General features: G+C 57.9%; 15 protein-coding genes and 2 pseudogenes. 11 read left to right on the forward strand and 6 right to left on the reverse strand.

The window, feature by feature from the left end; genetic code table 11:
* Window positions 1–231: 231 nt before the first annotated feature.
* Window positions 232–504, reverse strand: coding sequence for a hypothetical protein (locus tag KI241_RS07030; RefSeq protein ID WP_212803501.1), 273 nt, complete (start codon window positions 502–504; stop codon window positions 232–234).
* A 216-nt stretch (window positions 505–720) separates the two neighbouring features.
* Between KI241_RS07030 and KI241_RS07035 the strand changes: the two genes are divergently transcribed.
* The 9 genes and pseudogenes from KI241_RS07035 (at window position 721) to KI241_RS07070 (ending at window position 20316) form a co-directional block, all read left to right on the forward strand.
* Entirely contained in the window at window positions 721–2427 is a 1707-nt protein-coding gene (locus KI241_RS07035; RefSeq protein WP_212803502.1) for a ShlB/FhaC/HecB family hemolysin secretion/activation protein, read from the forward strand.
* A 24-nt stretch (window positions 2428–2451) separates the two neighbouring features.
* Window positions 2452–15711, forward strand: coding sequence for a filamentous hemagglutinin N-terminal domain-containing protein (locus KI241_RS07040; protein ID WP_212803503.1), 13260 nt, complete (start codon window positions 2452–2454; stop codon window positions 15709–15711).
* Window positions 15712–15713: 2 nt separating this feature from the next.
* Window positions 15714–16124 (forward strand): hypothetical protein, encoded by a 411-nt coding sequence (locus KI241_RS07045; RefSeq protein WP_212803504.1) that lies wholly within the window; start codon window positions 15714–15716, stop codon window positions 16122–16124.
* A gap of 239 nt (window positions 16125–16363) precedes the next feature.
* A complete protein-coding gene (locus KI241_RS07050) occupies window positions 16364–17065 on the forward strand; it encodes a transposase (RefSeq protein ID WP_080964378.1) in 702 nt (233 codons plus the stop codon).
* A gap of 108 nt (window positions 17066–17173) precedes the next feature.
* Entirely contained in the window at window positions 17174–17758 is a 585-nt protein-coding gene (locus KI241_RS07055; protein WP_042732417.1) for a hypothetical protein, read from the forward strand.
* Between the two features lie 175 nt (window positions 17759–17933).
* Window positions 17934–18065, forward strand: a pseudogene (locus KI241_RS27725) (transposase); the annotation flags it as partial.
* Window positions 18066–18149: 84 nt separating this feature from the next.
* Entirely contained in the window at window positions 18150–18575 is a 426-nt protein-coding gene (locus KI241_RS07060) for a hypothetical protein (protein ID WP_047739209.1), read from the forward strand.
* 161 nt (window positions 18576–18736) lie between these two features.
* Window positions 18737–19930, forward strand: a pseudogene (locus tag KI241_RS07065) (IS4 family transposase).
* Between the two features lie 50 nt (window positions 19931–19980).
* Entirely contained in the window at window positions 19981–20316 is a 336-nt protein-coding gene (locus KI241_RS07070) for a hypothetical protein (RefSeq protein ID WP_212803505.1), read from the forward strand.
* 347 nt (window positions 20317–20663) lie between these two features.
* On the opposite strand, the gene KI241_RS07075 is transcribed toward KI241_RS07070, so the two are convergent.
* A complete protein-coding gene (locus tag KI241_RS07075) occupies window positions 20664–20936 on the reverse strand; it encodes a hypothetical protein (protein ID WP_212803506.1) in 273 nt (90 codons plus the stop codon).
* Between the two features lie 760 nt (window positions 20937–21696).
* Here KI241_RS07075 and KI241_RS07085 point away from each other — a divergent pair.
* Window positions 21697–21954, forward strand: coding sequence for a BrnA antitoxin family protein (locus KI241_RS07085; protein WP_053147047.1), 258 nt, complete (start codon window positions 21697–21699; stop codon window positions 21952–21954).
* Between the two features lie 189 nt (window positions 21955–22143).
* On the opposite strand, the gene KI241_RS07090 is transcribed toward KI241_RS07085, so the two are convergent.
* On the reverse strand, window positions 22144–22875 hold the full coding sequence (locus KI241_RS07090; protein ID WP_123578540.1) for a thioredoxin family protein: 732 nt from the start codon (window positions 22873–22875) through the stop codon (window positions 22144–22146).
* A 216-nt stretch (window positions 22876–23091) separates the two neighbouring features.
* Here KI241_RS07090 and KI241_RS07095 point away from each other — a divergent pair, with 216 nt between their 5' ends.
* Complete coding sequence (locus KI241_RS07095) at window positions 23092–23484, forward strand: transcriptional regulator (RefSeq protein ID WP_042732336.1); 393 nt, start codon at window positions 23092–23094, stop codon at window positions 23482–23484.
* A 125-nt stretch (window positions 23485–23609) separates the two neighbouring features.
* On the opposite strand, the gene KI241_RS07100 is transcribed toward KI241_RS07095, so the two are convergent.
* From KI241_RS07100 to KI241_RS07110, 3 genes are all read right to left on the reverse strand, one after another.
* Window positions 23610–24476: a DUF6279 family lipoprotein gene (locus KI241_RS07100; protein WP_123578541.1), complete on the reverse strand. Its 867-nt coding sequence runs from the start codon at window positions 24474–24476 to the stop codon at window positions 23610–23612.
* 238 nt (window positions 24477–24714) lie between these two features.
* Window positions 24715–25425, reverse strand: a complete 711-nt coding sequence (locus KI241_RS07105) for a TorF family putative porin (RefSeq protein ID WP_053146361.1) — start codon at window positions 25423–25425, stop codon at window positions 24715–24717.
* Window positions 25426–25623: 198 nt separating this feature from the next.
* Entirely contained in the window at window positions 25624–25812 is a 189-nt protein-coding gene (locus KI241_RS07110) for a hypothetical protein (protein ID WP_018607615.1), read from the reverse strand.
* Window positions 25813–26055 lie beyond the last annotated feature (243 nt).

A 26055-nucleotide genomic window follows, 5' to 3' on the forward strand; every position in this document is an offset into this window, starting at 1 on the left:
TTGCAAAAAAACCGGACCTTGAGTCCGGTTTTTTTTTTTGCCTGGCACAGGAACCGTGGCGAGGGAGCTTGCTCCCGCTGGGCTGCGCAGCGGCCCCATCAGGCTGCCTGTTCACCTGACTCAAGGGGTTGATCCCACGTTTGGGATGTTTCGCACGGGAGCATTCGCCTGCCGGCTCAGCGGGAGCAAGCTCCCTCGCCACAAAGACCTGTGGCACTCCGGTTGGGGCAATCAACCCGCCTTCTGCTGCGCCTCTTTCAACTCTTGCAAACGCTTGTCGATCAACTGGCACTTGTCCGGCAAATCCTTGCTGGCGGTCTTCAGATCCATGGCCTGCAGTTCATCGTTGATTTCCTTGGCCTTGGCCGGATTCTGCTGAGTGAGCCTGGTCACTTCCTGGGCCAGTTGCTCGCGTTTGGCGGTGGCTTCCTCGGGCGTGCAGGCCCAGGCGGGCAGGGCGCAGGCGAGGGTGGTGGCCAGGGTGAATTTCAGGAAGGTTTTCATGGGGCGGGCCTCGTATTCCTTGTTGGGCGGGTAAGGGGTTGAGGCTGGTTTGGGCCTGAAAGTTCACCTTGAAAGAGTTCAATCCGACGTCACCGGGTTTCCGACCAACGTTCCATGAAACTTTCATTTTTCGGGCATTGGTTAATTGACGCCAAAATGATGGCTCTCTAATATCGCGCCACTATTTTGATGTCATTTTTGCTCGAGGGATCGAACATGTCCTCACCCGCCCATTGGGCGAGGTTGTGCCTGGCTCTGCTGTGCCTTTCTCCGCTGACCGACGCCCGTGCCGCCCCGACACCCGGTGAAACCGACCTGATCCGTGAGCGCCAGAATCGCCTGCTCGAAGAGCAGCAGCGTCGCCTGGAGGAGCTCAAGGACTTGCCGGGCCAGGAAGCGAAGCCGGCCCAGCCGACGGCGCCGGTCGATGCCCGTTGTTTCCCCATCAAGACCATCGAACTCAAGGGCGCCGACAGTCTCTCCGCCAGTGAGCGCGAGCGCCTGCTCAAACCTTACATCGGCCAGTGCCTGGGGGTGACCCAGCTCAACGAGTTGCTCAAGGTCATCACCGACCGTTACATCGAAAAAGGCCTGGTCACCAGCCGTGCCTACCTGCCGCAGCAGGATCTGTCGGGTGGGCACTTGAGCGTGCTGGTGGTGGAAGGGCGACTCGAAGGCCTTGAAGGCGCCGAGAACAGCCAACTGTCGGATCGTGAGCTGGCGATGGCGTTTCCCGGCAAGGCCGGCGACCTGGTCAACCTTCGAGAGATCGAACAGATGGTGGACCAGCTCAATCGCCTGCCGTCGAACCAGGCAAAAATGGAGCTGACCCCCGGCCAGAACGTTGGCGGCAGTGAAGTGCGCGTCACCAATGACCCGCGAAAGCCCTGGCGTGCCGGCCTGTCGCGCAGCAACGACGGCCAGCGCAGCACCGGTGAGCAACAGTGGGGCTCTAGCTTTGAATGGGACAGCCCGCTGGGCCTGGCCGACCAGTTGATGTTGCGCGGCGGTCACGACGCGATGACCGACCATCAGCACACCTCCAACAACGCCATGCTCTATTACAACCTGCCATTTGGCTGGTGGAACGTCAGCTACACCTACAGCCAGAGCGAGTACCGCTCGCAGATCGCGGCGAACGGTTTCAACTTCAAACAGACCGGCGACAGCCAGAACCACCAGCTGCGCGTTGAGCGAGTGATCCACCGTGATGCCCTGAGCAAGACCTCCCTGAACACTGGCCTGGCTTACCTGCGCAGCAATAACTTCATCGAAGACAGCAAGCTGGCGGTCAGCAGCAATCGCCTGAGCGAAGCACAGTTCGGCATCAACCATGGCCGGCGGGTCGGCAGCGCCTTTATCAACCTGGACCTGGGCATGCAGCAAGGCATTGGCGCGTTCGATGCCCAGGACAACAACAGCCCGGGCCCCGGCCAGGCCGACGCCCGCTATCGCAAGTACACCGCCACCGCCAGTTACCTGCTGCCCTTCAAGCTGTGGAACGAGTCGTTCAGTTTCAGCAGCCTGATGACCGGTCAGCGCAGCGAGGACGTGCTGTTCAGCCCGCAGCGCATAAGCCTGGGCGGGCAGTCGTCGATTCGCGGCTACAAGGATCAGTCGCTGTCCGGCGACAGCGGTGGCTACTGGCGCAACGACCTGCGTTGGAGCCGGCCGATCTCCCAGGCCTGGCTGCGCCCGGTGTTCGCCGAATACGGCGCCAGCCTTGGCTACGACCAGGGCGTGATCCGCGATGACCGCTACAACGGCGATCAGCACGGGCGCATGTCGAGCAACTCGGCGGAGCTGTTTGCCCGCGGCGAGCACCTGACCGCCAGCGTCACCTTCGCCCATTCCCTGGAACGGCCGGATCCCCTGACCGAGCGCGAAGCGCCGATCTACTTCCGCCTGGACGTACTTCTTTAATTTTTGCTGCAAAGAGACTTGAACATGGACGATCGCCAATACGCCTTCCTGGCCCGCCAACCTTCTGCTGCCCTGCAAACCCGCGAACGGTTCTGCGGCATGCCCAAGCGTGGCCTGGCGTTTTTGCTGGCCAACGTCATGTTCTGGCAACCGATGTGGGCCCAGGCCGACGGGATTGCCGTAAGTGCGGCGGGCACCGGCCTGGACCGGGCAGGCAATGGCGTGCCCATCGTCAACATCGCCCGGCCCAACGGCAACGGCCTATCGCACAACCAGTTCACGGACTACAACGTCGGCAGCAACGGCGTGATCCTCAACAACGCCACCGCCCGCACCCAGGCCACGCAACTGGGCGGGATCATCCTCGGCAACCCGAACCTGAGCGGCACCGCGGCCACGACCATCCTCAACGAAGTCAACGGCGGCAACCCCAGCCAACTGCGCGGCTACACCGAAGTGGCGGGGCAGTCGGCCCGCGTCATCGTCGCCAACCCTTACGGCATCACCTGTAACGGCTGTGGGTTCATCAACAGCCCGCAAGTGACCTTGAGCACCGGTAAACCGGTGGTGGAAAACGGCCGGCTGGACCGTTACCAAGTGGACCAGGGCAGCGTCACCGTCGAAGGCGCCGGCCTCAACGCCACCAACATCGACCGCTTCGAAATCATCACCCGCAGCGCCAGGATCAACGCCGAGATCCAGGCAAAAAACCTGACGATTGTTGCCGGTCGCAACGACGTCAACGCCGACACCCTCAACGCCACCGCCCGCGCCGACGACGGCAGCGCCAAACCGCAACTGGCCATCGACTCCTCGGCCCTGGGCGGGATGTACGCCGGAGCCATCAAGCTGGTGGGCACCGAGGCCGGCGTCGGCGTGAAGCTGGACGGCAAACTGATCGCCAGCGGCGGCGACATCCAGCTCGACGCCAACGGCCAGTTGAGCCTGGCCGAGACCTCCGCCACGGGCGCGGTCAACGTCAAGGCGGCCAGCGCCACCGTGCAAGGCGCGGTCTATGCCGGCACCGCACTGAATGTGCAGACCCAAGGCAACCTGAGCAACCAGCAAACCCTCGCGGCGCGAGACAGCATCACCCTGAACGCGGGCGGGCAGTTGACCAACAGCGGCATGATCGAGGCCGGGGTCAATGCGGATAACACGCGTAATGCGGCGGGGGATGTGAGCCTGACGGCGCAGAGTCTGAGTAACGAGGGTAAGAGTGTTGTTGCCAGTCGTAACCTCACAGCCAACGTGACGCAGACGCTGAGTAACCAAGGCGGAACGCTGAGCGGTGGGCAGACCACCACGGTCAACGCCGCGACCCTGGACAACCAAAACCAAGGTCGGGTGCTGAGCAACAACACCCTGAACATCACCGCTAACACACTGCTCAACACCCAGGGCACGATCAGCAGCAACGGCAATCTCACGGCCAATGTCGGGCAGTTGAATAACAACAGTGGCGAATTTACCGGCTTGAACGGCGTCACGTTGCGCGTCGCTTCGCTGGATAACGTGGCGGGTCTGGTCGCGGCGGGGCAGGGTTTGGTTATCAACGCCAGCGGCCAGGTGAACAACCGCAGTGGTCGGCTCACTTCAAGCAAGAGCGTCCAGCTCGGCGCTGCATCGATGGATAACACGGCGGGCCGTTTGCTCAGTGACGGCGCGCTCACCGCCAGCCTTTCGGCGCAACTGCTGAATCAGGCGGGATTGCTGTCGTCGGCTGGACTGCTGACGCTCAATGCGGCGAGCCTGGACAACCGCCAGAATGGCGTTGTCACCACAACCCAGGCCGCCGACGTCAATGTAGGCAAGGTGGATAACCGCGGCGGTGAGCTGTCGAGTCAGGGCGCCCTGACGTTGACCGGCACCGAGCTGGATAACAGCAACAGCGGCAAACTGATTGCCTACGGCGACCTGCGCCTGACCCTGGAACGCCTGGGCAACCAGAGCCAGGGCGTGATCTCCAGCCGAAGCGCCTTGGCAGTCAACGCCGGGCAACTGGACAACCGCCAGGGTTCGCTTTACGCCCGGCAAGGGATGAACCTGGACCTGAGCGGGCAACTGCTCAATGCCCAAGGCAGCATCAAAGGCGATACCACCGCCAACGTCAAAGCCGCCGGGATCACTAACGATGCGGGCCAACTGACCAGCGTCGGTGCGTTGAACATCGACAGTGCCGCGACCTTGAGCAACCTGGGCGGTAGCGTGATCAGCGGCGACACGCTGCTGTTGAAGGCCGGCCAGGTGAACAACGCCACCGGCCGCATCGCCAGTGCCAAGGCCCTGAATGCCAGCGTCACCGGGCTGGCGCAACAGAATGGCCAACTGGTCAGCAACACCCGTCTCTCTCTTGACCTTAACCATGGGCAGCTGAGCAACCAGGGCGGGCTGATCAGTACTCCCGGCGCGCTGCTGCTGAACAACCTTGCCGCTGTGGACAACCGTGGCGGTGAGATCTCCAGCGACAAGGCCTTCAGCCTGAACGCCAGCGCGTTGGACAACAGGGCCGGCAAAGTCGTCAGCAAGCAAGGCCTCAACCTGACCATTGCCCAGGCGTTGAACAACGCCCAAGGACGGATCTCGGCCAGTGGCCTTGTCGTGCGCGCAGCCAGCCTGGACAACAGCAGCGGCACCTTGAGCAGCGACGCCGACCTGAGCGTGAACCTCGACGCCGCGCTGACCAACCTGGCGGGCGAAGTGTCCAGTGCCGGGCTGACCCGACTCAACGCGAGGACCCTGAACAACCGCAACGGCCAGGTGCTGGGCGACAACGCCCTGGAGATCACCCTGGGTGGTGCGCTGGACAACCGCGAGGGCGTGCTCGGTTCGGGCAAGCGGGTGGACATCCAGGCCACCAGCCTGAACAACAGCGGCGGCGGGCAGCTGATCAGCGACGACAGCTTGCGCGCCCGCATCAGCGGCCTACTGGACAACCAGAGCCAGGGCGAAGTGATTGCCAAAGGCGCACTGGACCTGCAAACCGGCAGCCTCGATAACCGTAGCGGACGCCTTACCGGCAAGGATCTGCTGACCTTGCGCAGCGATTCGCTCGACAACCGTGGCGGCAACGTCCGCGCTGACAAAGCGCTGCAACTGACAGTCGCGCAACTGGACAACCGCAACAACGGCGTCATCACCGGCAAGACCCAGGTCACCGTCGAAAGCACGCGGCTGGACAACAGCGGTGGCCTGCTGAGCAGCGTCGGCCCGCTGAACTTGAAGGCCGATGAAGTACAGAACGGTCTTGGCCGAATCTCCAGCCAAACCGACCTCACCGCCGTGATCGATACCTTGCAACAGCAGGGCGGTGCGCTGGTCGCCCAAGGCAACCTGAGCCTGACCGGCAGCGTTCTGGATAACCGCAACGGTGGCTTGGTCGGCACTACAAAAGCGCTGGATCTGCAGGTTGGGCAGATCGATAACCGTGCGGGCGAACTGTCCGCAGGACTGGGCGTCAAGGTCGGCGCTCAACGGCTGGACAACAGCGACGGCGGCAAACTGATTGCCGGCAGCGCTCTTGAATTGAAAGTCGCGCAACTGATCAACCAGACCAAGGGCCTGATCCACGCCCAAGGCGGCCTCACGCTCACCGGCAGCACCCTGGACAACAGTGCAGGCTCCCTCAGCAGCCTTGAGGCGTTGGTGATCACCCTCGACAACGCACTGCTCAATAACAAAGGCCTGATCAGCAGCGAAGGTGCACTGACCGTCAACGCCGGCAGCCTCGACAACACTGCCGGCAGCCTGGGCAGCGCCGGTGCGTTGTCGATTGTCAGTAAGGGCGGTTTGATCAACCAAGGCGGCTCCATCAGCACCGATGCCGCGCTGACGCTCAACAGCGCCAGCCTGGACAATAGCCAGAAAGGCCTGGTCTCGGGCAGCGCCGCCACTGAAGTGCGCACTGGCGCTTTCAATAACAGCCAGGGCGGGCGCCTGACCTCGGGCAATACCCTGACGCTCACCGCCACTCAGGTGAACAACGCCGCTGGCCGTATCGCCAGCAGCCAGGCCCTGAGTGCATCCCTCACTGGCCTGGATCAACAGCAAGGCGAGTTGTTCAGCAACACCCGCGTCAGCCTGGACATGAACCAAGGCCAACTGAACAACCAGGGCGGCCTGATCAATGCCCCGGGCCTGTTGCTGCTCAGCAACCTCAAGGACGTCAACAACCAGGGCGGTGAAATTTCCAGCCGGCAAGCGTTCACCCTGGCGGCGCGCAACCTCGATAACAGCGGCGGCAAACTGCTCAGCAACCAAGGCCTGATGCTTCGAACAGTGCAGGCGCTGAACAACGCCAAAGGGATTATCTCGGCCGCGTCCGTAGACAGCCACAGCGCCAGCCTGGATAACCGCGATGGCCTGATCAGCAGCCTCGATCAACTCGATTTGACTGTCGATACGTTGCTCGACAACCAGCGCGGTTCGCTGATCGCCGACGGCGCGCTGGTATTGAACGCTGATCGCCTGGACAACCGCACCGCCAGCATCGCCGGCAAAGCCGGGCTCGACGTCACCGTCTCCGCGCTGGACAACCGTCAAGGCACGCTGGTCAGCACCACGGACCTGAGCTTGAAGGCATCCAGCCTGGACAACCGTCAGGCCGGTTTGATCGGCGCAACAAAAGCGCTGGATCTCAAGGTTGACGATCTCGATAACCGTGGCGGCGAGCTGAGTGGTAACACGGGTGTCACGCTGGTGAGTAAAAACCTCGACAACAGCGACAGCGGCCAGTTATTCGCCGGGCAGACGCTGAAGCTCACCGTGGACAAACTGATCAACCGCAACAAGGGCCTGCTCAGTGCCAAGGCACAGTTGAACCTCGATGGCGCTTCGCTGGACAACAGCGGCGGCTATCTGATCAGCCAGCAAAACCAGCGCATTGAGCTCAGTGGCGACCTGATCAACACCCAGGGTCAACTCAGCAGCGAAGGCACCCTGGACGTCAGCGCCGCCAACCTGAGCAACACCGGCGGCAGCCTGTCCAGTGCGGCCAATCTCACGGTTAAAAGCCTGGGCCGCCTCGACAACCAGGGCGGTGAACTGGTGACCGACGGCGCGTTGCTCCTCACCAGCACGGCGCTGGACAACCGTCAGCAGGGCAGCATCAGCGGCAAAGGTGCGGTGAACGTCACCACCGGCGCGTTCGACAACAGCCAGAACGGACGTCTCAACAGCGGCAGCACCCTGAGCCTCAACGCGGCCCAGGTCACCAACCAGGACGGCGGCCGTATCGGCAGCCAAGGCGCGCTGACGGCTTCGGTGTCCGGCCTGGATCAACAGGGCGGCCAGCTGTTCAGCAACACCTCGCTGAGCCTGGACCTGAACAACGGCCAGCTCAACAACCCGAACGGCCTGATCAATGCCCCCGGCACGCTGCTGCTGAAAAACCTGCTCGGCGTGAACAACCAGGGCGGCGAAATCTCCAGCGCCCAAGCCTTCACCCTGGCGGCGCAAAGCCTCAACAACGACGGCGGCCGGTTGCTCAGCAACCAGGGCCTGACCCTGCGCATCGCCCAGGCGCTGAACAACGTCAAGGGCCTGATCGGCGCGGCAACCGTCGATGCCCACGCCCAAAGCCTGAACAACAATGGCGGCACACTCACCAGTCGCAGCAACCTCGTCCTGGCGATCGATCAACAACTGGATAACCAGGCCCAAGGCCTCATTAGCGCCGCGCAATTGCTCACGCTCAACAGCGGCGATTTGAACAACCAGGGCGGCAGCGTGTTGGCCAGCGGTGCCTTGCTCCTCAACGCCATGGCGCTTAACAACAGCGCCAACGGCCTGATCAATGCCCAGGGTGATCTCACGCTGACTGCCAACGCGCTGGACTCCAGCGACGGTGGCGAAGTGTCGGCCAAGGGCGATATGCACCTGACCCTCGCGGCGTTGACCCAAAACGGTGGGCGTCTGTTGGGCGAACAAGCCATGGCGCTGAACCTGGGCGGCCATGACCTGAACAACCGCAATGGCCTGATCACCGCTAAAGGTCCGCTGACCCTCAACGGCCTGCGCAACCTGAACAACCAGAGCGGCGAAATTTCCAGTAGCCAGAGCTTCACGCTCAGCGGCCAGACACTCGATAACAGCGGCGGCAAGCTGATCAGCAGCCAGAGCCTGAGCCTCGACGGCGATAGCTTGGTCAACCAGAGCGGCTTGATCTCTGGATGGCAAGACTTGCAGGTCAATGGCAGCAGCCTGGACAACCGCAACAACGGCACGCTCTCCAGCCGCAACGGGGACGTCGGCGTCACCCTCAGCGCAGCGCTGCTCAACGGCGCTGCCGGTGCGCTGGTCAGCCAGAAAAAACTCACGGTCAGCGCCGCCAGCCTGGATAACCGGGGCGGGATTCTTTCCAGCGGTGCCGACCAGACCCTGACCGTCACGGGCGGTTTGCTGAACAACGCCCAAGGCGGCCTGATCGACAGCGGCGCAACCCTGGTCATGAACGCCATGACGCTGGGCAACGCCAACGGCACCCTCAATGCACAGAACGCTCTGAGCTTCACCGGCACCAGCCTGGACAACAGCGGTGGCAACCTGATCGGCAACGCCGCTGTCACCCTGGACCTGCTCGGCGCCCTGACCAACACCAACGGCAAGCTCGCCAGCGTCGGCCCCCTGCGGGTCGAGCGCGCCACGCAAATCAACAACCAGGGCGGCCAGATCGCCAGCCAAGGCCTGTTGACCTTGCTCACCGGTGGCCTGGACAACCGCAATCGCGGCACCGTCGCGGCTAATGATCAATTGATCCTCAACACGACCGGCACGGTACAGAACGACGCCGACGGTCTGATCTACAGCCAGAACAGCGGCGTGCAGATCGACGCGGCCAGCCTCGGCAACGGTAAGGGTGTCGTGCAAAGCCAGGGCGCGCTGACGCTCACCGTGACCGGCGACATCGACAACCAGAGCGGCCGCCTCCAAGCCAAGGCCGGTGACGTGGCGGTCGTCGGGCGCAACCTGGACAACCGCGGCGGCGTGCTCGCCAGCCTGCAAGGCCTGCTCACCACCCAACTGAGCGGCGTGCTGAAAAACGGCTACGACCTGAACAACAACCGCCAGGGCGGCATCACCCAGGCCCAGCGCCTGAACCTGATCGCCCTCGGCGGCCTCGACAACTACGGCGGGCGCATCTCCGCGCAAACCGGCGACGCCACCGTCACCACCCGCAACTTCGACAACCGCAACGGCGGCCTCTACGCCAAAGGCAAGGTCAACGTCACCGGCAACGATTTCGATAACAGCGGCGACAACGACGGCCAGATCGCCGGCAGCCAGATCGACCTGAACCTCACCGGCGCGCTGAACAACCGCCTGGGCATCATCGAGAGCGACAGCACCCTGGCAATCAAAGCGGCGAGCCTCGATAACCAGACCGGGCAGTTGCGGGCATTGGGCGGGAGCGGTACGACCAACTTCCAGATTGGTGGGCTGTTCGATAACCGTAACGGCACGCTGGAAACCGCCAACAACGGCCTGATCCTCAACGCCGCCAACTTCCAGAACCTGGGCGGCAGCTTGTTGCATGTTGGCAGCGGCGACTTTGACATCTCCACCGCCAACCTCACCAACGCCGGCGGCAGCCTCGTCACCCGCGGCGGCTTGACGCTGACCGCAGACAGCTGGACCAACAGCAGCGTGATCCAGGCCGGGCGACTGACCGTCAATGTGAACAACCTGACGCAGACCGGGACGGGGCAGTTGCTGGCTTCTACCCGTTTGGTGGGGAGTGGGGGAAATTGGAGCAATGATGGGCTGATTGCCAGTGATGGTTCGATCAACCTTACCTTGGGGGGGAGCTATGTTGGCAACGGGCGGATGTCGAGTCTCGGTGGGATTGACCTGACCGCGGCCCAACTGAGTCTGGGCGCGGCCTCCAGCATCGCCGGTGGTGGTGACTCGACAGTGACCATCGGCGGACAACTGAGCAACGCCGGGCGTCTCACCTCCAGTGCCAACCTGACCGTCCAGGCCGGAAACCTCATCAACGCCGGGACCCTGGGTTCGGCCCGCAACCTCGTGTTGAAAACCCCTTCGCTGCTTAATGACCGTGGGTTGGTATTCAGCGGTGCGGATATGACGCTGGGGGTGAGTAACTTCACCAACCAGAGCGGTGATCTTTACGGGTTGGGGAATGTGTTGATAGGGGGTTATGGCGCCGCCGCGCGAGCCGCCAGCGTAAACAACGTCTCCGGTTCGATGGAGAGCGGCGGCACATTCACGATCAACGCCGATGGGTTCCAGAACCGTACCGAGGGTGCGGTGGCGTCTGGTGGGCGCAAGCTGATTTCGGGGTTTATCGCCAATATATGTAATGACTGCAAAGGGGACTACTACACCTTCACACTGGCGGCCCGTGAGGTCTTCGAAAGTGTTGACAACGACACCAGTGCCTCGTCATTGCTGACGGCCGGCAAGGATTTCGTGTTCCAAGGCAGCAGCTTTCTCAACAGTAAAAGTACGGTGAGCGCCGGCGGCAATATCAACATCGTGGCCGACAACGTGCAGAACATCGGTGCGCAGAACGGAACCATCGAGCGCACCCGCATGTATCAAGTCGCAGGTATGAGCGACGGCGGTACTGGACGGTTTTTCGCCAACGTCCTGACTCCTTACAACCAGCGCAATAACCCTGATTTCCCGTATGTCTATTACCTTGATCTGGACGGGAATATTCACAAGGCCATCCCCAAATCGACTCGCTACAGGGAAGGGGGGCGAGACGGTGAATCGTTTTCCGTGGTGAGTCTTACAGATGCCGATACAGGGGGCACGGTCAAAACACGTGGAGACTACAACCTCGTACTGCCCGGGCTGGCCTACGGTTTCGAGAACACCACGCAATCCCAGTACGATCCGAACAACCTGCTTCAGATGCCAAACCTGGATCAGTACAACCTTCTAAGTGACATCGAAATCGCCAAAGACAGTTCCGGCACCGCCAGTACAGTCGGCAGCCGTAACGCCGTCATCCAGGCCGGCGGTAACGTCTCGATCACCGCCACCAAAGACCTGCAGAACAGTGTCATCCATGAGGACTACACCGCCAGCGGCGGTACCAACAAAGTCGCGAATACCCAGGCAAGCGGAACCGGCACCACCATCGTCAGGATCAACAATCAGCTGCCACCTGATCGCGCCCAGCAGCAGGTGAACCCACTGAGCCTTCCTGGCTTCGCCTTGCCAACCGGTCAAAACGGTCTGTTCCGCCTGAGCGGCCAAGGTGGTTCGGCTCAACAGGCCACTCAGGCCAACTCCGGCTCGCCAAACTGGAGCATGGGCAGCGCCTCGATCAGCACCAGCCAGCGCCAACAAGACCTGCCGGATACTCAAGCCCGTGCTGTCCAGGTAGGTGCGATCGCGGCGGTGGGTGCCAGTGATCGGCAACTGTCCCTGATCGCTCGTCAAGCCAACGACAGCGACGTGAGCGCCAGTACGCTCAACGTCAGTGCGCCTGCACAAGACAGCCACTCGCTGCCGATGCCAAGTCGCAACAGCAGCAGCGCCGGGACTCAAGTGGCCGCGGTGAATGTCACAGGCACCAACCTGCTCCCAACGACCCAGGTCGTCCCCCAGGTGGGCAATGTGGTTGATACGCCAGCCGCCAGCCAGACGGTCGCGCGCGTTCAAGGTATACCAGAGACCTCCTTCAAGCCTAACCCGCAAAAGTACCTGATCGAGACCAACCCCGTACTCACCGACCTCAAGTCGTTCATGAGCTCGGACTACCTGCTGCAAAACCTCGGCTACGACCCGGACCAAAGCGCCAAACGCCTGGGCGACGGCCTCTACGAACAGCGCTTGATCCAACAAGCGGTGGTCGCCCGCACCGGCCAGCGCTTCATCGACGGCCAAACCAGCGACGAAGGCCTGTTCAAGTACCTGATGAACAACGCCATCGCCAGCAAGCAGGAGCTTGGTTTGTCGGTAGGCGTGACGTTGACTTCGGAGCAAGTCGCGGCGCTGACCCACGACATCGTCTGGCTTGAAGAGCACGAAGTGAATGGCGAAAAAGTCCTGGTGCCGGTGCTGTACCTGGCGCAGACCGAGGGCCGCCTCGGGCCTACCGGTGCGCTGATTGCCGGTAATGACGTGACGCTGATCGCCGGCCAAAACCTCGACAACGTCGGCACCCTGCGCGCATCCAACAATCTTTCGGCGACCGCAGGCAACGACCTGGTCAACAGTGGCTTGATCGAGGCCGGTAATCGCCTGGACGTGTTGGCGGTCAACAACATCGCCAACCAGGCCGGTGGGATCCTCGCCGGGCGTGACGTCAGCATCAAGGCGGTGATGGGGGACGTCGTCAACGAGCGTACCGTTACCACCGCAAACGACAGTCGGCGACAGGACTTCATGGACAGCGCCGCCCGTATCGAGGCTGCCAATGACCTGGACATGGGCGCCGGACGCGATTTCAAGAGCGTCGGCAGCGTCATGGTCAGTGGTCGTGACACCACGATCGATGCCGGTCGGGACGCGATCATTGCCTCAGCCCAACAGGAAAGTGCCAGCAACAATGGCGTTCGCAAAAGCGCGGTGACGCAATTCGGCTCCAGCGCGCAAGCAGGTCGCGACCTGACCGTGAACGCCGGCCGGGATTTCGCTGCCATCGCCAGCCAACTCGGGGCCGAGCGCAACGTCGCATTGACCGCCGGGGAGAATATGACCATCTCCTCCGCAACTGACGAAACCCACTCTTATTCCAAAACGAAAAAAGTCACCACCCAGGAAGATCACGTCAAACAGATTGGCAGCGCCATCAGCGCTGGCGGTGACGTGACGATGGGGGCCGGAAAAGACATGGCCATCATCTCCAGCCGCATCAGTGCCGGGGATGAAGCTTACCTGGTGGCGGGCGAAAACCTCGACGTCTTGGCAGCGCAGGACAGTGACTACTCGCTGTACGACAAAAAGAAAAAGGGCAGTTGGGGGAAAAAGCAGACCAAGCATGACGAGGTGACCAAGGTCACGAACGTGGGGAGTGAAATCACCACCGGAGGCGATCTGACGTTGGTCAGTGGGGATGACCAGCGGTATCAAGCTGCCAAATTGAACAGTGGGGGTGACCTGACTGTGCAGAGTGGAGGGGCGATTACTTTTGAGGGCGTGAAGGATCTGAGTCAGGAGACTCATACAAAGAGCAAGTCCAGCATGGCCTGGAACTCGATGAAGGGCAAAGGCCATACGGACGAGACCTTGATCCAGAGCCAACTTGTAGCACAGGGAGACTTGGTCATCAAAGCGGTCGATGGCTTGAACATCGATATCAAGAATATCAACCAGAACACGGTCAGTCAGACCATTGATGCGATGGTTAAAGCTGACCCTCAGTTGGCTTGGCTCAAGGAGGCCGAACAGCGTGGCGATGTTGACTGGCGGTTGGTGAAAGAAACTCACGAGTCGTTCAAGTACAGCAGCTCCAGCCTTGGGCAGGGGGCGATGTTGGCGATCATTATTATTGTCACCGTCCTGACAGCCGGAGCTGCGAGTGCGGCAGTGGGGTCGGCAGCTGGCGCAACGGCCGGTTCAGGTACGGCGATGGCGGCTGCGGGTAGCTCCGCAATGGTATCGGCGGGTACGGCGGTGGGGACCGCAGCGGCAGGGACCGGTAACCTTATTGCCTCTGCGGCGCTGACATCGGTGGCTAGTACTGCAGCGGTCAGCACAATTAATAACAAAGGTAATATGGGAGCTGTCTTCAAAGACGTTTTCTCATCCGAAAACCTGAAGGGCTATGTGCTGGCAGGGGCGTCAGCGGGCATCGCTTCGCAGTTCGGGTTTAGTCCTACAGATCTGAAGTTTGATATCCCCAGCGCACAAAGCGTGGCTATAAAAGTGGCCGCTGACGCCGCCGCCAAGACAGTGATCACTGGCGGGAGCCTGAAAGACAACCTGGTTACGTCTGCATTGGGTTCGGCGATTAGCATTGGTGGGGCGGTTTCCGCTAATAAAATTGGTGATATCACCGTCTTCGACAATGGCAAGCTTTCCAAAGTAGTGATGCATGCCGCGTTGGGTGGATTGATGGCGGAAGCTATGGGAGGGGACTTCCGTACAGGCGCTATTGCTGCTGGCGCGAACGAGGCATTGGTAGATGCCCTTGCCGACAAGTTGCTACCGGTCGGAGTAGATCGAAACAGCCCGGAATACCAACAAGGCGTGAGCAAGTTGTTGGGTGCTTCTCAGCTGATAGGTGTGTTGACAGCGGCATTTACGGGCGGGGACGCATCCGCCGCCGCTGCGGTAACGGCAAACGCAACTCAGTACAATAACCTCAATCATCAGTCAGCAGAACGTCTGCTTAAAGAACTTCAGGGGTGTCGGGCGACTGAGGGATGCAGCGCACAGAACATCCGCGAGATCGTCGGAAAGTACGAAGAACTATCTGCCCAGCGTTCCATGGCCATCAACGCTTGTGAAAGCAGAGCGTGTGTAGAGGCGATCCAGCAAAGCGCGGTTTCTTTGGACGCTCCTGTCGCCAAGGACTTGATGGACTTCCTGCGGCGTAATGTTTCTTATGACATGGCCGGGCTTCTCACGGGAAATCCAGGGGCGGTTGCCGTTCCGTCACAGGGAGTAGATGGTTGGGGAGCGCTGTTTACCTCAGATAAGCAAATGGCGTTCGCGAAGAGCCTCAAGGAAGGTTGGCTGACGCCGGATGAATGGGCAGGGGTCGATCAATGGGTCAAGGAGACCAGTTGGCTTGATCAACAGGCTGGACGGCAGTTATCGCTGTTTGAGCGGGCTGGGTTGTTGACTGAGCTGAAGACTACCTTGAGTATGGAGATTCTGGGTAAAAGTCCTGTGGTTGTCGGTGTTAATGTTCCGAAAGGGGGAGCGACGGAACAAGCGACTCCGCCAAGCTCAAAGCCTGAGTCCCCCGCGTCGCAAGCAGATGGCGATTTTGGCTACTTAAACCAGCCAGTGAATAAAACAGCCGCCTTTTTTGATGCTTACGCTTCAGCCAAAGGGTTTATTAATAATGGTAGGATCAGTGCTGCGGATTTGGAGAAGCTGGTGCCGCCTGGTACGCAAAATAGTTTCAAGCCCTCAGGTACAATTGCCGATGGGAGCAAGTTTCAATACATATGGAATGGTCAAAAAGTCGAGATAAAATGGCATGCGCCTGATGCGAACGCTGCTGCTAAGTTTCCTGGTTCAAACGCTGGCTCCGGATGGACTGCACAAATAAAAATTGGGAACAAGCTGCTTGGTCAAGACGGCTTGTTGTACAGGCAGCCTTCCAATGCAACGCATATACCGGTGGATTTTTAAATATGAAGAGTTTTGAATACTATACTAGTCTGCCAGACTCAATGACTAACAAAGAGCTCGAAGTTGAATTTACAGAGTTGTTGGATGGTTTCGAGTTGCAAGCTGTCAAAAGGGGAGATTTTATAAAGTCGATTTTAGAATTAAGTGATAGACAGTGGCATACTTATAATGTTTTGGATGGTGGTATAAGAGAACGGATCGAATATTGCTTGATTTCCGTATGGGATGGGTATGATCAAGCGTTGGTTGAAGATATCATTGGTATTATGGTGAGATTAGGGCTCGAGAAAATAAGGGGGTTTCTATGCTCCTGCTCATTAATGGATGTGTCGCCGGAAGTTTTTAATGAGATTTCACTTGCGCTTTCTGAGGTAGGTGACTCAGTTAAGGATCCGTACAGAGGTATGCGTTAGAAGGGAAAAAGGGGACAGATCTATTTTCCGAAAATGGACGGCGGTATGAGGCGTCTGTACGCCAAATTATTTTTAGCAAACAGGGGACAGATTTATTTTTCAATCCTCTGCCACGCTGAAAGCTTCCAAGGATACAGGAAGCGAATCTGCCAAGAATGCGGCGAAAACAGAAAAAGGGGACAGATTTATTTTTCATTCCTCTGCTACGCTGAAAGCTTCCAAGGATACAGGAAGCGAATATGCCAAGAATGGGACGTATTGTTTTACCAAATTATCCGCATCACGTGGTACAGCGCGGCCATAACCGGCAGGTAGTGTTTGCGGCGGCGGAGGATTATCAGCGCTATCTATCTGATCTGCGTGAGCTGAAGGATGCGTTCGGAGTAAAGGTCTACGCCTATTGCCTGATGACGAATCATGTCCATTTGTTGCTAGCTCCAGGGGAGTCGACCGTTGGGCTGGGGCAGTTAATGAAGGCACTGGCTGCCCGTGCGACGCGCTATCGAAATCGATTGGAAGGGCGTTCAGGCACCCTGTGGGAAAGCCGTTACAAATCCAGCGTGGTCCAGTCGGATTCATATTTGCTCGCTTGTAGTCGTTACATTGAGTTGAATCCTGTACGTGCTCGTATGGTCGCTGATGTCGCAGACTATGTATGGTCGAGCTATCGAAGCCGGGTAAGTGATGGGCCTGGTAGGTGCTGGTTAGATTCTGATCCCTGCTTCTTGGCTTTGGGTGATACCCCGCTGGAGCGGCAGCTTCGGTATGGGGAGTTTGTGCGCCAAGCCATTCCGTCTGATCAGCTTCGATTGATCCGCGATGCCTTGCAGCGAGGCCAACTGACGGGAACAAGCCGTTTCGTAGATGAGGTGGAGCGAATTGTTGGTGTGAGGGTAGAGCAGCGAGGGCAGGGGCGGCCGAGGGCTGAGTTGGGAAAATAAATCTGTCCCCTTTGTGGAGTTACCAAAAATGTGGGAGTCGCTACTCGAAAAGAACTCGAGCAACGCCCGGGTTTATACACAGGATGAATTTTTTAAGGAGTTCAAGCAATGACCGTAAGTCAATCGGTACTTGATGATCTTTGGCGGGGGGAGAAAAGTATTTGCTTTTTTGTGCATGCTGGAAAGTGTTATTGGGTTGTAGATGAGAAGTATAATTTTTCTCTTGATGCAGAGAAAGACTATCGCGCCTACCTTGATAGTGGCGAAATAACCCAGGAGCAATATGAGCAGTCTTGCAAAAGTTTCAGAGGTGGCATTCTGAAAATGACGGCGGAAAATTTTCCGCAGTATTTGGGTGATTCAAGTGGAAAAATTTTGTCTCCAAGTGATTTAAATGATTTTATAGGTGCGGATTTCGAGGTTTTTGAAAAAGTTGAGTATTATTTTTTAACCGGTGAAGGTTTGACCCAGGATCTGTTTAAACGCGCCAACATGATTCACTCTAGGTTTCCTAGGTTTTACATAAATTTTGACAGAAAAATTTTTATGCATATGGATGACGCGCGTGTTCATGAAGGTCTAGCTTATCCAGACTGGATTGCTGAATGTTTTGATTTTAGCTTTTTGATTCCTGCTAGCGAGCGGTATTGGGTGGTGGCGGGAAATGACTATTGGAAGCTTCGGTTTGTATGAGTGATAAATAAAAGATGAAAGATTTATTTTTCATTCCTCTGTTACGCTGAGAGCTTGCAAGGAGCCAATATTCCCGGAAATGAAAAGGGGACGAAATAAAAAGAATAAAAAGGGGACAGATTTATTTTCCGAAAAGGGGACCGGTATTAGGCGTTTGTACACCAAACTATCCTGATTGATCCGCGATGCGTTGCAGCGAGGTCAATTGACGGGTACAAGCCGTTTCGTAGACGAGGTCGGGCGGATTGTGGGTGCGCGCGTAGAGCGGCGAAGACAGGGGCGGCCGAGGACTGAGTCGGGAAAATAAATCTGTCCCCTTTTTCTTAGGCCTGGTGAGGTGGTGCCACGTTGCGAGAATTGCACAAATATTTTTGGAGCTGAATAAGTGGAAATGGATGATGAATTTTTAGAGGTTAATGATTTGGATTGGTTTGCAGTTTTCAATGATGGGTTGCTTGCGCATTTTGCAACTGGAGGGCGAGGTGTTGTTCCTGAGGTGATCAGGGAGTCGATTTCTGATTATGAAATGGCCTATGAGTTTTTTTGTTCGTTGAGTGATGGTTTTGAGTGCGAAGTAGTTGAGGAAAATATTCCAGATTTTAATATCAAGGTTCAGCGCGATCGATACTTGAAGTCGTTTGCTGCGATGGCTAGGAAAGGATTGTTTAGTTATGATGTTTGTGATGCTGGTTACAAATTAATAGCAAGGCCTAAAGGTGGAATGAAGGACTCTAAATTGCCGCTGAATATTAAAGGGGTTTTATACAAAATTCCGGTTGGGTCTTTCGATAATATAAAAATTATCAAGGTTTGCTAGAGTAGATCTATTACTCTACGGGGATTCCTCAGCGGAGAAAAAGGGGTCGGATTCTGAGGGATCCCCGAATTTTCTTACACAAAATCAAGAAGTTGGAATATTGAAGAGACCTGCATGAATCGGCAGCTTGTGTTGCACCACACAAAACAAGATCCCGACCCATGCAGGCCATCCGATTCTTACACAGCGCGCTCGCCCAAGCACTTCCCGATGTTCATTCTCATCGTCTGAAAACGTTGATGTGTTGTGTCAGCGCTTTACTCCGAGGACGTCGGCTCACTCTGACGGGGCTTGGTCGATTCTTGCCGAGCAAAGCCTATCCCAAACACACCATCAAGCGAGTGGATCGGTTGCTGGGTAATCGGCATCTGCAAACCGAGCGCCCGTTGTTCTACTGGGTCATGCTGAGAGCATTGCTGAGCTCGCTGAAACATCCGTTGATCCTGGTTGACTGGTCACCTATTGATGCGGCTGGAGAGTTCTTTTTGTTGCGCGCTGCCATCCCTTTGGCAGGACGTTCGTTCCCGATCTACGAGAGTGTTCACGAACGCGAGGGTTGTCCGAAATATCAAAAACGACTGCTACAAACGCTGGCCGAAATACTCCCCAAAGACTGCGTTCCGATCCTTGTGGCTGATGCAGGTTTTCGCCGGCCATGGATCAAAGCCGTCGAAGCGCAAGGCTGATATTACGTGGGACGTGTACGTAATCGGGATCTCTACCGAAACGACGCAGACACTTGGCTACCCGTTAAAAGCCTCTACGCTTTGGCATCGTCCTCACCGAAGTCACTGGGACGGATCGAGATGACCCAGAGCGCTCCGCACATCATTGATCTGTATTGCGTTAAGCATTCGGCAAAGGGTCGCAAACACCAGCGTGTCACCGGCTCAATTGCCAAAAACAAACTCAGTAGGCAATCGGCCAATCGTGAACGAGAGCCCTGGTTGTTGGCCAGCAACCTGCCGGAAGATCAATGGAACCCATCGAAAATCGTGGCCATTTATAAACAGCGCATGCAGATAGAAGAAGGCTTCAGGGATGTAAAAAGTGAGTATTTTGGGGTAGGCATCACTCGCCATCGGAGTCGCTGCCCACGCCGAATCGAAGTGCTTTTGCTGATCTCGGCTCTGGCTAATTACATCATTTGTTTAACGGGGTTGCAGGCCCGCGAGGCGGGTCATGAGCGCCGATTTCAAAGCAACAGCCTTAAACGCCGACGAGTGCTATCGCTTTGGCGGCTGGGCTTGGAATACTGGCGCAGCGGACGCGGCTCAAATTCTCGAAGCACCTTGGAGAGGCTTGAGCACGCGCTGCGCGCAGAGGTACATCAAGAGGCGCAGGCACTGGAGTAGATTTGTGGGGATCCCTCAGAATCTGTCCCTTTTTTGATTGAGGTCCAGCGATGACAATCACTATGTTCATGGAAATTGAGGCGGGTGCCACGCTGGAAGTTATTCGGCATGTTGTGCAGAAGATTGCCAATACTGTAACAGTGGAGAAAAACTCGTTAGAAGGCCATTTTTCTGATTCGAACTGCTTCTTTTATTTTGAATTGGTCGAACCGCCCAGTGTTGTGTCAGCTGAGGGGTGGGGCGTGGATTGGCTTGTTGGTGTCATGGGGGCATTTCATTGCCCCCTGCATAAACTGGAGCAGAGTTGGCGCGAGATCAGGGCATGTGATGGAGGAATTATCGTTAAAGTCCTCGGTGCGCTTCGTTCTTTCCTTTCAGTACGATAGCGTCTATGCGTTCAATGAAGGGGAGGGTGTGGTGTATAAAAAAAGTATGGTTGTTTGATGGGTGTGGCTTCAAGTGTGTTTGAGGTTGGATCAGGTGAAGGTAGTAGCATTGCGCAGCCTTGAAGCACTTCTCACAGTTGGAAGTACAAGCTGATCCCGATCAACCCCACGTTCACCCTAGAAAGGTAAGGTTTACTTGGCGGAGTTTCAGTTTGTGGGGCAGGGCTGCGAATTGCATGTCTATGACACCACACAACCTCAGCAACGCACTCCTATCGCGAAAGTTCCTAGCCTCTAATTCAGTTGGCACATGCAAAACGGGCGACCACAGGTCGCCCATTTTTTCATTACCTCGCCGCTTGATCGCGCAACCGTCGCCCAATCACATCCATTACATCACACCCATCGCGCAACGATACTGTCAGCAGTTTGCAGAAGTCGGAAAGCACGATGGTGTCGGAGCTGATATCCGAACGAAACGCGATGTTCTCCAACACCTGAGTCACGGTCCGAATACGGTAGTCGGCGGTTTCGAAAAGTACGTCGAGTGGAGCTTCGGTGTCGATGAGCAGGGTGGCGGGGACGCAGTCGATGCCAGTGATGGGCATGTATCGATTCATTTTGAAGATCTCTGTTTGATTGGCTGAAAGCCATCACTCAGTCGTCGCCAAACAATTGGGTGGTGGCTGTGCGCAGGTTGGCGAACCGGTTACAGAGAAAACCGGCAGATCCGAAGATCTCCCGCGCACAGCCGCCGTGGAATATAGCGGCTTTGCGGGTGCGTCGGTACCTGCAATGAGCTGGTAGCTTTCGCATTCTCTGTAGTCGGGTCGCCAAACCCGAATCGCCTTTTGGGGCGATGGGGGACTATAGGCCGACCCATCCCGAGCCACAAGACGCCACTTTCCGAGCTTTGTGTAAGACCTTTGGCCCTGCATCAGTCGGCTTTTGGGGCTGCCGCGGGTCAGGCAAAGCAAGCGACTGCTACGCAGTCGAGCGGGAGCAAGCTCCCTCGCCACGGAGCGATGTCGGCCTAAGGATTGGTTTTTAGCCGTATGAGCAGCCATGTGGCTTGGCGTCTTCATACTTCATCACGGTAGCGGAGCAAGTTCCCGTTTCCTTCACTACGACCTGCTGTAATTCTGTCCGTCTGTTTCGCAGGAGGTTTCCACGTCTGTGCAGGTTCTTTCGTACTTTTTTTCGGGATGCGTCTGATTTCAGAAGAACGGTTTTGGCAGTAGTCTTCGGTGAAGAGGCGCCATGCGTCGAACCATTGGCTTGATCAAAGCGATGATTGGCATGGTCGTGTACATCGAGCTGCGGGGCGATGTAATCCTCATCATCTCCTTCCGAAAAGCCATAAGCAGGAGGCCATACGGTATGTCGAAAACATCGAAAACTGACTGGGAGCGCCTGGCCAAGTTGAATGACCCGAACATCGATACCAGCGATATTCCTGAGCTGGGTGAGGACTTCTTCCGCCGCGCGGAGCTGCGTGTTCCAACAAAACAAGCGGTGACCATTCGCCTCGACTCCGATGTGCTGGAGTGGTTCAAGGGGCAGGGCGCTGGTTACCAGACGCGCATCAATCAACTTCTGCGTCAGTACATGCAAGCGCAGCAAAACCACCGGCAATAAAGGATCCAGCAATGAAACGGGCGAATCAGGTCGTCCGTTTTCATTATTGTTCTTCCTGCGGCCGCAATCGTTTCCAATCACATTCAAGTGGTGGTGTTGATTCAGGCATCGCGGGCGCCTGCTACGCAGTCGAGCGGGAGCGAGCTCCCTCGCCACAGGGGTCGCGCTCGACTTGTGCGGGTTGGCGCATCAGTCGTGGCAGCAGCTGTGTGGCTTGGCCTCGTCGTACTTATCGTGATGCCGTACCCAGTCCATGATTTCGTCCTCATTACGACCCTTCGGCGTGAGGTCGAGGTAGTGGTAGGTCCCGACCAGCATGTCCAAACCTCGGGCATAGGTGGAGTAGGTGTGAAAGATCTCGCCGGCTTGGTTGCGATAGAAGACGCTCAGGCCTGGGAGTTCGCCTTCGGCGGTGTCGGTTTTTTCGTAGTTGTAGGTGGCCGTTCCGGCAGCGGTGTCTTCGGCTTTGAAACTGACGCCGAAGTCGTCGTTGAAGTCGCAACCGTTTGAGGAGACCCAGTCGAAGGCCCAGCCCATGCGCCGCTTGAACGGCTGGAATTCGGCAAAGGATGCGCGGGAGACGGCGACCACCGCCACGTCGTGATGGGCGAGGTGTTGGTTGGCGCCGTCGATGTGGTCGGACAGGAAGGAGCAGCCGTGGCAACCTTCTTTCCAGCCGGGGCCGAACATGAAGTGGTAGACGACCAGTTGGCTACGGCCGTCGAACAGGTCGGCCAGGCTGAGTTCGCCGTGGGGGCCCTGGAAGCGATAGGGTTTGTCGATCTTGACCCAGGGCAGGGCGCGTCGTTCGGCGCTGAGTCTGTCCCGTTCGCGGGTGAAGGCTTTTTCGTGGGCCAGGTGTTCGCGGCGCGCAGCGAGCCATTCTTCCCGCGAGACGACCGGATGATTCTCGACGTTCATGATGATTTCTCCTGTAGGCAGGGTCGTTCAGCAAGTGCTTGTGTCAGTGGTCGTTTGGCCGTGTGTGAATTCGACAGACCGTTGGTCGGCAGATGAAATGGCCCGTCGGGAAGCCCGGCTGAACGGCGGCGCAGCGTCTCGGTCACACCCTTAGTGTCTTGTATTTGCGAAACAGGACGCTGGGAAGGCATCTCACTCTTTGGAGGATGGACCAGGATGACGACTTATAACTGGGACTTGATCGAACGGCTGCTGCACGAAGTGCAGAACGGCGCCGGCCACAGCTTTACCCCTCGGCCTTATGCGGAGCAGCACGCGGCGGCCAAGGCGGCGCAGGGCGAGGAGATCGAGAATCTCGATCATCTGAAAGCGGTTGCCGGGGAGTATGAAAAGCTGCTGCTGGAGCGTGGCTTCATTGAACCTCGGCCGGAGGAAGAAGGCGGTAATGGCGAAAACTTCGTGCTCACGCCCCGCGGTTCGCGCTTGCTGAGCCTGATCGACAGCAGCATTCCGGGCAATGATCACCCACGCCAGGTGCTGGATGAGCAGGACGATGCGCTGGATGAGTTCACGTTCGATGACTTGGCTTCGAAGGCGCAGATTGCCTGATGGGTGTGCGCCTTGTTTGTGGGAGCGGACTTGCCCGCGAATGCGCCGTGTCAGCCAACATGATCGTTAGCTGGTAGATCGCATTCGCGGGCAAGCCCGTTTCCCACATTGGATTTTTTGTGGTTTCAAGAGCGTGCCGATTTCAGGCATTTCAAGTCGCTGAAGTCCTTCTTTACCCCGTCGATTTTCTTCAGCAAACGCTCGCGCTGGGGCGGGGTGCTTTCGGCCAGCAGGTCGATCAGCAGGCTGCGGGCCTGGGCTTCGGTCTTGCTGAAGGCTTCGCGATAGGCCGGTGTCCAGAGGCTTTCGCGGTTGACCAGCAGTTGCTCGATGCGCTGCGGGAAATCGGGGCTGTGGCGTTGGGCCACGGCTTGGCTGAACTGGTTCTGCCAGTGGGCGCGGTTGGCGATCCATTGTTGGTTCTGGTCGCCGAGGGCAGTGGACCATGCCATCACACGTTGACGCTGAGCCTCGTTGATTGGGCCGAGCCAGTCGTTCAGGCGTTTCTCCATGCGTTTGCTGCGCGCCTGGATTTGCTCCTGCAATGACGGCTTGAGGTATTCCTCCTGGCGCTTGCGCTGGTCCTTGACGAAGGCGGCGTCCATGTCCGCCACTTGTTCGTCGCTAAGCCCCTGGAGCAACTGGATGGCCGACGGGGTGATTTCCCGGGCGGTTTCGGCGATGGCGGCCTTGGCTTCCTGAGTGCGCTGTTGCAGGGCGGCATCGGTCACCTGGTTGGTTTGCACCATGGTCTTGAGGCGGTCCAGCCAGTCGAGGTAGCCCGGTAGCTGCGTGGTGCAGTGCCAGCTCAGGTGTTGCTTGAGGCGTTCGTTGAACCAGTCTTTTTGCTCGCCGTTGATTTCCAGGTAGTCATTGAGGGTCCACGGGATGATCAGGTCGAGGTTGCGGTAGGCCAGGCCTACCCGGCTGCAGGCGGTGAGCATCAATAGCACGGCGATGAACAGGGCGGTGCGTGTTAACCAGCGCGACATGAGCGAGTCCTTGCGAGGGCGTAGGTGCTTTGTTGGAGCATTGCAGACGCGCGGCAGTTCAGCCGATTAAAAGCGTAACGCCTAGGCTGTGTACGAAATAGTTTGAAACGCAGGTTAGGCAAGGCAAAAACCGGCTTGGAACGACCGGGGTCGCGCTCGACTTGACTGGTTGTCAATGAGCATTCCGAGCCGGTTTTTAACGCCGCATAACCAAGTTTCAAGATATTTCGTACATAGCCTAGTAAAAAGGGTGGGCCATCTTGAGGGTCAGCAGGCTGTCGCACTGGCTGTTGTGCCCGGAATAGGCCGAGCAGCTGCTGCCGCTGAGGCTCGAGTCGCTGTAGATCAGGTCCAGGTCGAGCCCTTTCCAGGGGCGGGAAATTTTCAGCGACCAGTCACTGAAACTGCTGACATAACCGTTGTCCACCGACACGGGCGTGTTGAGCTGGTGGGTGGTGTACTTGGCGCTGATGCCGATGCCGAAGGGCACGTTGCCGCCAAGGTCGGCAAATAGCGTGCTGTTCAGCTTATCCGGATCGTTGCTCAAGGCGGCACCGAAGCGGCTGCCGAGTACGGTCAGGCCGCCGAAGAATTCCTGGCTGTCGAGGGTATCGGCGGTGGGATAGCTGTAATGGATCAGGCCGACTTCATAGCCCAGCGTCTGGTCGAAGGGGTGTTTAAAGCCCATGTAGGAATCGACTTCAAGGTCCGACGTCAGACCGGCGCTCGGGGACCATTGGCCGGCGTACCAGCCGCTGTCGTGGCTCAGGTCCAGGCCGCCATGGAACGAGCCGGTGCTCGATTGGGTCACCAGGCCCTGGGCCATGCTGCGGGTCGGCGTGGTGCCAAGCTTGAGGTCGAAGTCGCCAAGCTCGCGCTGGAAGACCTGCCCATAGGCCAGGGAACATGTCATCAGGCTGGTCGTCAGCACAGCAACAGGAAAGCGCATGCTTCACTCCGGAATTAGCGAGGAGCAGGAACGGAAACTAAGCTGAAACGCTTGAGCTAGAGAGGTGCAAGGATACCGGCGAATACTCGGCAGCGATGGCCGTTCGTCGATTCGTTGGAAATGCAGGAGGCAGGGAAGGGATTTTCCAGTCCAAGCGCTTCGAAGCTCAAAGCGCTTTGGGACAAGGTGAGGCGCAGGTTACTTCTTGCCCAGGCTGATCTGCTTGGACGGGCCGAACGTCTGGCCGCTGACACCTTTGGCAATTTGCTGGATCTCGCCGCCGGACTTGAGGAACGCCGCGATCTGGTCGTTGATCGACTCGCTGGTTTCAACGGCTGGAGCTGGCTTTGCTTTGCTGTTGGATGCTTTTACGCGCATGACGGCCATTAACCTATAGATCATTAATTGGGCCAGGCATCGTACAGGAAATACTTGACAATAGCTTGGGAAATATCCCCCGCGAGGCGTATTGCCCAAGCGCAAATGACACCCGGATAATCCAGCCATTGTTGCCCTAACCCTCTGTTTTAAATAACAACGGTGCGAAAAATATAACGCCGCCGGCGGGCGTTTGGCTCCGTCGCTGGCCTGACGAATGGCCGCCGTTTGCGCGAAAGGCCAGGAAAATCA

This window comes from Pseudomonas sp. Cab53, from assembly GCF_018325965.1.
Taxonomy (GTDB): Bacteria; Pseudomonadota; Gammaproteobacteria; order Pseudomonadales; family Pseudomonadaceae; genus Aquipseudomonas; species Aquipseudomonas chlororaphis_E.